Origin of the sequence: Kribbella sp. NPDC051718 (genome assembly GCF_040681515.1) — a bacterium.
GTDB lineage: Bacteria > Actinomycetota > Actinomycetes > Propionibacteriales > Kribbellaceae > Kribbella.
Window position 1 is genome coordinate 672,617 of sequence record NZ_JBFAYZ010000002.1, and the last position, 7,274, is coordinate 679,890.

Below are 7,274 nucleotides of genomic sequence, written 5' to 3' on the forward strand. Positions count from 1 at the left end.
GGCGCCCCCGCTGTCGAGCGGCGTGATTCGCGTCCAGAAAGCGTGGCAGCTCGGTGACCATCGGAGTTCTGCTTAGTACCCGCTGTACGTGGTGACCAAGTCCAGCTTGGTGACGGCATCCTTGTCGCAGCCGGCGGTCGCCGGGTTCAGGCCGTTACACGCTGAGTAGGTGCAGGACGCCGCGGCCGCAGGCGCCGCGCTCAGGAACGAGAATGCGCCGACGGCCGCCACAGCGGTGAATACCGCCGTGGCGGACTTCCAGTTTCTCGACATGACTCCCCTTGCCAAAGGTCCGAAGTGACGATGTGCCACCTGGCACCGTAGCCGCCGACGGAGCGGTAGGTGACCGACTTGCAACTTGCTGCAGTTTCGTTGACCCGGTGTTGGGCGGCCAACACAATCGACGGGCCGCCCGGACTCCCGGCTGTGGCTGACCGGACTGGGGGAACGTCTTCGTGGATGTGCAGGTGCTGGCGGCGCAGCAATGGCTCAACGCGACCTATGGTTCGGTCAACGGCTGGGTTCATCTCGATGAGGACGGACAGACCGCCTGGTCCGTGATGTACGGCTTGCGCCGGGGATTGCAGACGGAGCTCGGAATCTCGCCGGTGACGTCCGGATTCGGACCGGCCACCACCGCGGCGTTCATCAGCCAGATCGGCCGGATCGACGGCAGCACGACGAAGGTCAACGTCCTCAAGCTGTTGAGCGCGGCCATGTGGTGCAAGGGCTACCCGGGTTTCTATGCAGGCAACGAGATCACCTTCGCCAACCTGAGCAACGCGGTCGGCTGGATGCGCAACGACCTGGGCCTCGGCCTCGACAATCCGTTCGTCGACGTGAAGCTGATGGCGTCCCTGATGAGCATGGACGCCTATGTGAAGCTCGGCCCCGGTACCAATCAGGTGCGGGAGGTTCAGCGCTGGCTGAACGCGACCTACCTCAGTCGCCGCGACTTCGCACTCGTGCCCTGTGACGGCATCTACTCCCGCTCGGTGCAGACGGCGCTGACGTACGGGTTGCAGTACGAGATCGGGCTGGCCGACGGCGTCGCAACCGGCAACTTCGGGCCGGGCACCCGCGACGGCATCCGTACTCAGGGGATCGTCTCCCAGGGTTCGGTCGACGGCGCCAAGCGGTTCGTCCGGCTCTATCAGGCGGTGCTGCGATTCAACCGGTACGACAGTCCGTTCAACGGTACGTTCGACGGCGACACCGCCCAGTTCACCCGCGACTTCCAGGGGTTCATGGAGCTGCCGGTGAACGGCAACGGCGACTACAGCACCTGGTGCGCGCTGCTGGTGTCGTGCGGTGACACGACCATTGCCACCAAGGGATTCGACACCAACAAGCAGCTCACGGCGGCTCAGGCCAACGGCGCCGTCGCGGCCGGGTACACGACGATCGGCCGCTACACCGTCGGCGCGGGCAAGTTCATCACCGCGCCGGAACTGGACCTGTTGAAGGCGGCCGGCCTCAAACTGTTCCCGATCCATCAGCGGTACAACGACACTCCTGCGGTGATGACTCGCGCCAACGGCAGCTTGCACGGTGTCGAGGCGTTGGAGCGCTGCCGGGTGCTGGGGTTGCCGGCCGGCAGCGTGGTTTTCTTCTCCGTCGACTTCGATGCCGTCGGCGAGGTGATCAACGGTCCGGTCGCCGACTACTTCCGCGGCGTCAACGACTCGATGGACGACAGCGTCACCGGCAAGTACAAGATCGGCGTCTACGGAACCCGGAACGTCTGCAGCATCATCCTCGAGAACGACCTGGCCGAGGCCGCCTTCGTCGCCGGGATGTCGACCGGCTACTCGGGCAATATGGGCTTCCCGATGCCGGAGAACTGGCACTACAACCAGATCGTCGAGATCCAGGCCCAGCTGCCCGGCGTGCCGACCGCCCTCGGCATCGACAAGGACGTGGTCTCCAGCCACGCCACCCCGATCGATCTCGGCCCCGTGGTCTCACCGCCGATCGAACGCGACGGCTCGACCTCCGGCACAGGTTTCGATGCCTTCTTCGAATGGCTCGTCCGGGCCGAAGTGGCCTGCGAGCGCGGCCTGGTGAACGCCAGCACCCTGCTGAAGAACCTGCGGCCGTACGCACCCTTCACCCGATCGTTCGTCGCACACTGGCTGCAGAAGCCCGAGTACTGGAGTGGCAGCTCGGACGGCCAGTGGAATCTCTACACCCCGACGCTGGACACCGGTGATCTGGTACTCGCCCGTGCCGCGGCCGAAGAAGAGCTGAACAGGTTGACGCCGAACAAGCCGGTGTCGAATCGCGACATCGCGCACTTCGCCGCGACGGTTCGCGGTTACGAGGTCTGGGACGTGCCCACCACGCAGAACGACTACGGCTTGGGCGACCTGGGCGGCTGGTGCCTGGATCTGCTCTCCACTTGGGGCGCCTACGAGAAGGCACGCCAGCAGACCCCTACCCTCGATCTGAGGCAGTACCTGGTCGCGCGAATCGGCGTCCGGAACGCCGACGGCAACTTCCCCTGGGCGGACGTCGTCGCCGACTCCGACGGTTATCTGGTGGCGCGGGCGATGAAGGACGGCCACCTGTCGATGTCGGAGGCGCTGCGGGGGTTGCTCAAGCTCACGGACAAGCAGCGGGTCGCGAAGTTCTACCAGGACAGGTTCGGCAGCGTCGAACTCAACGTCGTGACGGCCTTCAAGAAGCTGGCAGACGGAATCGACGTCGGTCCGGTCGAAAACTTCCCGTTGACCAATGCCAAGCTGATTCAGGCAGCCAAGGCCGAGACGTTGCCGAGCCCTGCCGATGCCACCGTCTGCGCTGAGGTCTACGCCCGAATGATGGCCGCCCAAGGATGAGACAGTGGGCGGGTCTCAATCATCGACAGACAAGGCGGACAGGTGACCGGCCACGAACCATCGGGATCCGCCACCGTGACGGACGTCGGTACGTCCGCGCCCCAGGGCCGGTGGCTGTCCCTGTGGGAAACCGGGTTGCTGATCGCGGCCGGCGCCGGCCTGTTGTCGTTCGGCTGGGTCGGAATGGGGCTGAACCAGTATCTCGGCCAGGTCGACCCCAGCCAGGACGCACAAGGCGTGACCTACCACGGTCAGCCCGTCGACAGGACCTGGGTACTACTCGTCGTCTGGATGTCCTTGACACTCGTCGCCGCGACCGGCCTGCCGCGCCGAAACGGCAAAGGATCGCTCACCGGAGCGATCTTCCAGGGGCTCGGAGGTTTGATCGCCGCCGCTGGGATGGGCGTGGCCGAGGTGATCAGCAACGTTTTCCGCTTCTCCGGGGCCGGCGATCGCTGTACCTACCCGTCCTGCTGGCCGCTTCAGCAACAGACCGCTGCTCTGCTTGGGCCTGGGGTGCTGGCCGGGCTCAGCATGGTGGTGATGGCCTTCCTGGTCAGGCTGTTGCCTTGGTGGGTCCGGGCCGCCGTACCGGTCGTCCTGTGGCTGGCCGCGCTGGTCGCCCAGCACCTGGTCTGGGGTACTTGGCTGCCGATCTTCCAGGCGCCGCCCCGATAGGAATCGCAACCATTCGTCCGGCGAGAGGCAATCGATGACCACCGAGGGAATCCGACCACACCGCCGCGTGATCCTGCAGGGAGCGGTCGCGACCGGTGCAGTGCTCACCGCCGAGCTGACCCAGTCCGCTCAGGCCTCCGCTGCGCCGCCGGTGCCGAAGGGGATCACTCCTGTGGGCCCGATGAGCACCTCGAGGTTGGTCCAAGGGCCGCAGGGTGCGTCGGTCGAGGTTCCGGCCGCACTGGGAGCTCTCCTCACCGTCGGGACGTCCGGCGTCCCCGCTGGAGCAGTCGTCGCTCTCACCTATGACAGCCGCCTGTACTTCGCCGCGCCACGGTCTGTGCTGGTCCGTGGGAGCCGGCTGATCCCGGTTCACGGCGTACCGAAGGCCGGCCCCGGTCACGCAGTACGGCTGGAGGTACGGCTGCCGCAGTTGCCGGCCGGGGAGTACACCTTGCAGGCGGGGGCACTGAAGCCCCAACGCTTCCCCGCCGACCTGGTGACCGATCCGTTGCCGGTCCAGGTCGAGGTCGTCGACCTCGCCGGCGCCACGACGGCGCGGGCTCTCAGTCGGCCGACGGCCAAGAAGGACGTTCCATGGGGCGTCCAGCTCGGTGCCGGCTGGCAGCAGGCGGCTTGGGGCGACGGCTTCTCGGTCTGGTACCCGACGCTCGTCACCGCCCATTCGGTCGGTCCAGGCGTGGTGCCGGCGGGATCGCGGATCAGAATCTCGCTGGATCGGCAGGTCTTCGAGTCCGTGGAGATCACTGCTGCCACGGACAGCGACGGGAAGCGCGTCCTGGGGCTGCCCCGGCGCGGCACGTCGACAGGCCGAGCGACAGCGACCTGGACCTCGCATGCGCCTGTCGAAGCCGACGCCAGGGTCACGCTGATCTGCCGGACCGAGGTGCGCGAGCTGAGCGGGCCGCTCGACACGCTGGCACCGCCGCTGGTCGAGTTCCTGCCGCCGAAGCGGTCCAGGGACTCGCAGCGACCGACCGGGCAGGAATCGCAGACGCGATCGGACGACATCTACTCGACAGCCACCCGGGCTGCCGCGGCTCCTGCCTGATCGGCCCTGCCTGCTAGGCGCCTAGTTGGCGTTTGACCTCGGCGGAGACGGTGCCGCCGTCGGCCTTGCCCTTGACCTTGGGCTGGAGGGCGCCCATCACCTTGCCGATGCCGCGGGGGCCGAGCTCGGCGGCTCCGGTGGCGGCGATGGTTTCGGTGACCAGGGCGGCGATCTCCTCCAGGGAGAGCTGCTCGGGGAGGTACTCGGCCAGGATGTCGGCCTCGGCCTGCTCCTTGACCGCCAGTTCCTCGCGGCCGGCGTCCCGGTACGCCGTGACCGACTCGCGGCGCTTCTTCGCCTCGGCGCTGAGGACGTCGAGAACCTCCGCGTCGGACAGCTCGCGAGCCTCCTTGCCGGCCACCTCCTGCTTGGTCACGGCCGTGAGCGCCATCCGCAGGGTCGACTTGCGGAGCTCGTCGCGCGCCTTCAGGGCCGCGGTCATGTCATCGTGCAGGCGCTGCTTCAGTTCGGAGTTGGACATGCCCACGATTGTGGCAGGCTGGTGAAATGAGTTTCCGGGGGCTTGCCACCACGACGCTGAAGTCCGCTGCCGTCGTCACCGCGGTCGGCGCTGCCTGCGTCGGGTACGCGGCGGCCATCGAGGTGCGGTGGTTCACGCTGCGCAGGGTGACCGTGCCGGTGCTGCCGGTGGGGACGGCGCCGCTCAAGGTGCTGCACCTGTCCGACCTGCATCTGATGCCGACGCAGGAGAAGAAGATCCGCTGGGTCAACGAGCTGGCCCGGCTGGAGCCGGATCTGATCGTCAACACCGGCGACAACATCTCCCACCCGGACTCGGTCCTGCCGCTGCTGCAGGCGTACGGCGCGCTGCTCGACGTACCGGGTGTTTTCGTCTTCGGCTCGAACGACTACTGGAAGCCGCACTTCAAGAACCCGGCGAAGTACCTGCTGCCGGCCAACAAGCAGCGCCACAAGCCGCACGGCCCGGACCTGCCCTACGAGGAGATGCGGTCGTCGTTCACGGCGGCCGGCTGGATCGACCTCAACAACGAGCGCGCCACCCTCAAGGTGAACGGCCTGCGCCTGGACTTCGCCGGCACCGACGACCCACACATCAGACGCGACCGGTACGCCGAGGTCGCGGGCGAGGTGGATCCGGCCGCCGACCTGTCCGTCGGAGTGACGCACGCGCCGTACCAGCGGGTGCTGAACGGGTTCGTCGGCGACGGGTATCCGCTGGTGCTCGCCGGGCACACGCACGGCGGTCAGCTCGCGGTGCCGTTCTACGGGGCCCTGGTGACCAACTGCGACCTCGACGCGTCCCGGGTGAAGGGTTTGTCCACCTGGGGCTTCGAAGAGCGCCAGGCGGCACTGCACGTCTCGGCTGGCCTGGGCACGTCGCCGTACGCCCCGGTGCGGTTCGCTTGCCGCCCGGAAGCGACCTTGATCACGTTGGTTCCGAAGGCCGGATAACCCGATTTCGTCCTGGCGGGTGGCGCATGTAAGCTAACGCCGACTTCGGGCTGTGGCGCAGCTTGGTAGCGCGCGTCGTTCGGGACGACGAGGTCGCAGGTTCAAATCCTGTCAGCCCGACAAATGAAGGCGGTGGCTCTCCGGAGCCACCGCCTTCAGTCATCTCCGGCCCGACCTAAGCTGGCTGGCATGAGCGCGCTCGAGCGGGTCGATCTTGGTGAAGTGGATTACGAAGTCGCCGCCAAGGACATGCGGACCTGGGTCGAGGAGCGGCAGGCTGGTGAGGCTGGGGATCGGTTGTTCCTGCTGAGTCATCCGCCGGTGATCACGTACGGCCCGCGCACCTCACTGGCCGACCTGCCGCCCGAAGCCGCGGCGATCCCGACCGTCGCTGTCGACCGCGGCGGCTTCGCGACGTACCACGGGCCTGGACAACTGGTCGGCTACCTGGTGATCGACCTGAAGAAGCGCGGCCCCGTCGACATCGTCCGCTGGGTCGAGAACGGGCTGATCGAGGCGCTCGGGTCGCTGGGCTTTCCGCTGGTCCGGCGGGACACGCCACGCGGCGAAAGCAGCCTGGTCGGCGTCTGGACCACCGACCACCGCAAACTCTGCTCCATCGGCATGCGCATCCGCCGCGGCGTCACCTCCCACGGCTTCTCGATCAACCTCGACCCCACCATGGACGTCTTCCACACCTTCACCACCTGCGGCCTCCACGACGTCACCATGACCTCCCTGGCCGACCTCAGCCACGAACTCTCCATCCCGTGCCCCACCGACGCCCAACTCCGCACTGCCGTCGCAACCGCCCTGGGCGCTGCCTGACCATCACCCCTGCCTCGGTTCCCACCCCTATCGACAGCTCTCATCACCACGCCGCGGTCGTCACCGCGCTAGCAGCCGCCCGAACGGATAACCTGCGGCAATGAGCGACGACACCCCCGAAGCCGACAAGCCCCACCCGTCGGCCCCCGAGGACCCGACGCTCCCCCTCGCCCCCAGCGAGGTCGCCGGAGGCGACGAGCCTGCGCCGGGTGGCACCTCGGCACCGACGGGCGATTCTGCGTCGCCGCTCCACCTACCCACCGCCGAGGTCGACGGAGTCGACGAGCAGCCGAACTCGGGCTGGGACTCGAGCACTCCCCTCGACAGCAGCGAGGTCGCCGGAGGCGACGAGCCTGCGCCGGGTGGCACCTCGGCACCGACGGGCGATTCTGCGTCGCCGCTCCACCTACCCACCGCCGAGG

7 protein-coding genes, 1 tRNA gene and 1 pseudogene are annotated in these 7,274 nt (G+C 67.6%); 7 read left to right on the forward strand and 2 right to left on the reverse strand.

From position 1 onward, the window contains the following. Positions 1–72: 72 nt before the first annotated feature. On the reverse strand, positions 73–273 hold the full coding sequence (locus tag AB0M15_RS09790; RefSeq protein ID WP_363815845.1) for a hypothetical protein: 201 nt from the start codon (positions 271–273) through the stop codon (positions 73–75). A 182-nt stretch (positions 274–455) separates the two neighbouring features. Between AB0M15_RS09790 and AB0M15_RS09795 the strand changes: the two genes are divergently transcribed. The 3 genes from AB0M15_RS09795 to AB0M15_RS09805 are packed head-to-tail and all read left to right on the forward strand — an operon-like array spanning position 456 to position 4,590. Continuing rightward, positions 456–2,840 (forward strand): glycoside hydrolase domain-containing protein, encoded by a 2,385-nt coding sequence (locus tag AB0M15_RS09795; protein WP_363815847.1) that lies wholly within the window; start codon positions 456–458, stop codon positions 2,838–2,840. A 42-nt stretch (positions 2,841–2,882) separates the two neighbouring features. After that, complete coding sequence (locus AB0M15_RS09800; RefSeq protein ID WP_363815849.1) at positions 2,883–3,518, forward strand: hypothetical protein; 636 nt, start codon at positions 2,883–2,885, stop codon at positions 3,516–3,518. 34 nt (positions 3,519–3,552) lie between these two features. Beyond that, entirely contained in the window at positions 3,553–4,590 is a 1,038-nt protein-coding gene (locus AB0M15_RS09805; protein WP_363815851.1) for a hypothetical protein, read from the forward strand. Between the two features lie 13 nt (positions 4,591–4,603). Here AB0M15_RS09805 and AB0M15_RS09810 read toward each other — a convergent pair whose 3' ends face one another. Then, positions 4,604–5,071, reverse strand: coding sequence for a GatB/YqeY domain-containing protein (locus AB0M15_RS09810; protein WP_363815853.1), 468 nt, complete (start codon positions 5,069–5,071; stop codon positions 4,604–4,606). A gap of 26 nt (positions 5,072–5,097) precedes the next feature. On the opposite strand from AB0M15_RS09810, the gene AB0M15_RS09815 reads away from it, so the two are divergent. The 4 genes and pseudogenes from AB0M15_RS09815 to AB0M15_RS09830 all read left to right on the forward strand — a co-directional run. After that, entirely contained in the window at positions 5,098–6,024 is a 927-nt protein-coding gene (locus tag AB0M15_RS09815) for a metallophosphoesterase (RefSeq protein WP_363815855.1), read from the forward strand. A 46-nt stretch (positions 6,025–6,070) separates the two neighbouring features. Then, a tRNA-Pro gene (locus tag AB0M15_RS09820) sits at positions 6,071–6,144 on the forward strand. Positions 6,145–6,213: 69 nt separating this feature from the next. Continuing rightward, positions 6,214–6,852 carry a lipoyl(octanoyl) transferase LipB gene (lipB, locus tag AB0M15_RS09825; protein WP_363815857.1) on the forward strand — a complete coding sequence of 213 codons (639 nt, stop codon included), beginning with the start codon at positions 6,214–6,216 and terminating at the stop codon, positions 6,850–6,852. A 100-nt stretch (positions 6,853–6,952) separates the two neighbouring features. Further along, positions 6,953–7,274: pseudogene (locus tag AB0M15_RS09830) on the forward strand (hypothetical protein); the annotation flags it as partial.

Bases quoted from the DNA above. Each gene is read 5' to 3' on its own strand.
- AB0M15_RS09790 (WP_363815845.1), bottom strand. From the start codon at position 273: ATGTCGAGAAACTGGAAGTCCGCCACGGCGGTATTCACCGCTGTGGCG.
- AB0M15_RS09805 (WP_363815851.1), top strand. From the start codon at position 3,553: ATGACCACCGAGGGAATCCGACCACACCGCCGCGTGATCCTGCAGGGA.
- AB0M15_RS09810 (WP_363815853.1), bottom strand. From the start codon at position 5,071: ATGTCCAACTCCGAACTGAAGCAGCGCCTGCACGATGACATGACCGCG.
- AB0M15_RS09815 (WP_363815855.1), top strand. From the start codon at position 5,098: ATGAGTTTCCGGGGGCTTGCCACCACGACGCTGAAGTCCGCTGCCGTC.
- lipB (WP_363815857.1), top strand. From the start codon at position 6,214: ATGAGCGCGCTCGAGCGGGTCGATCTTGGTGAAGTGGATTACGAAGTC.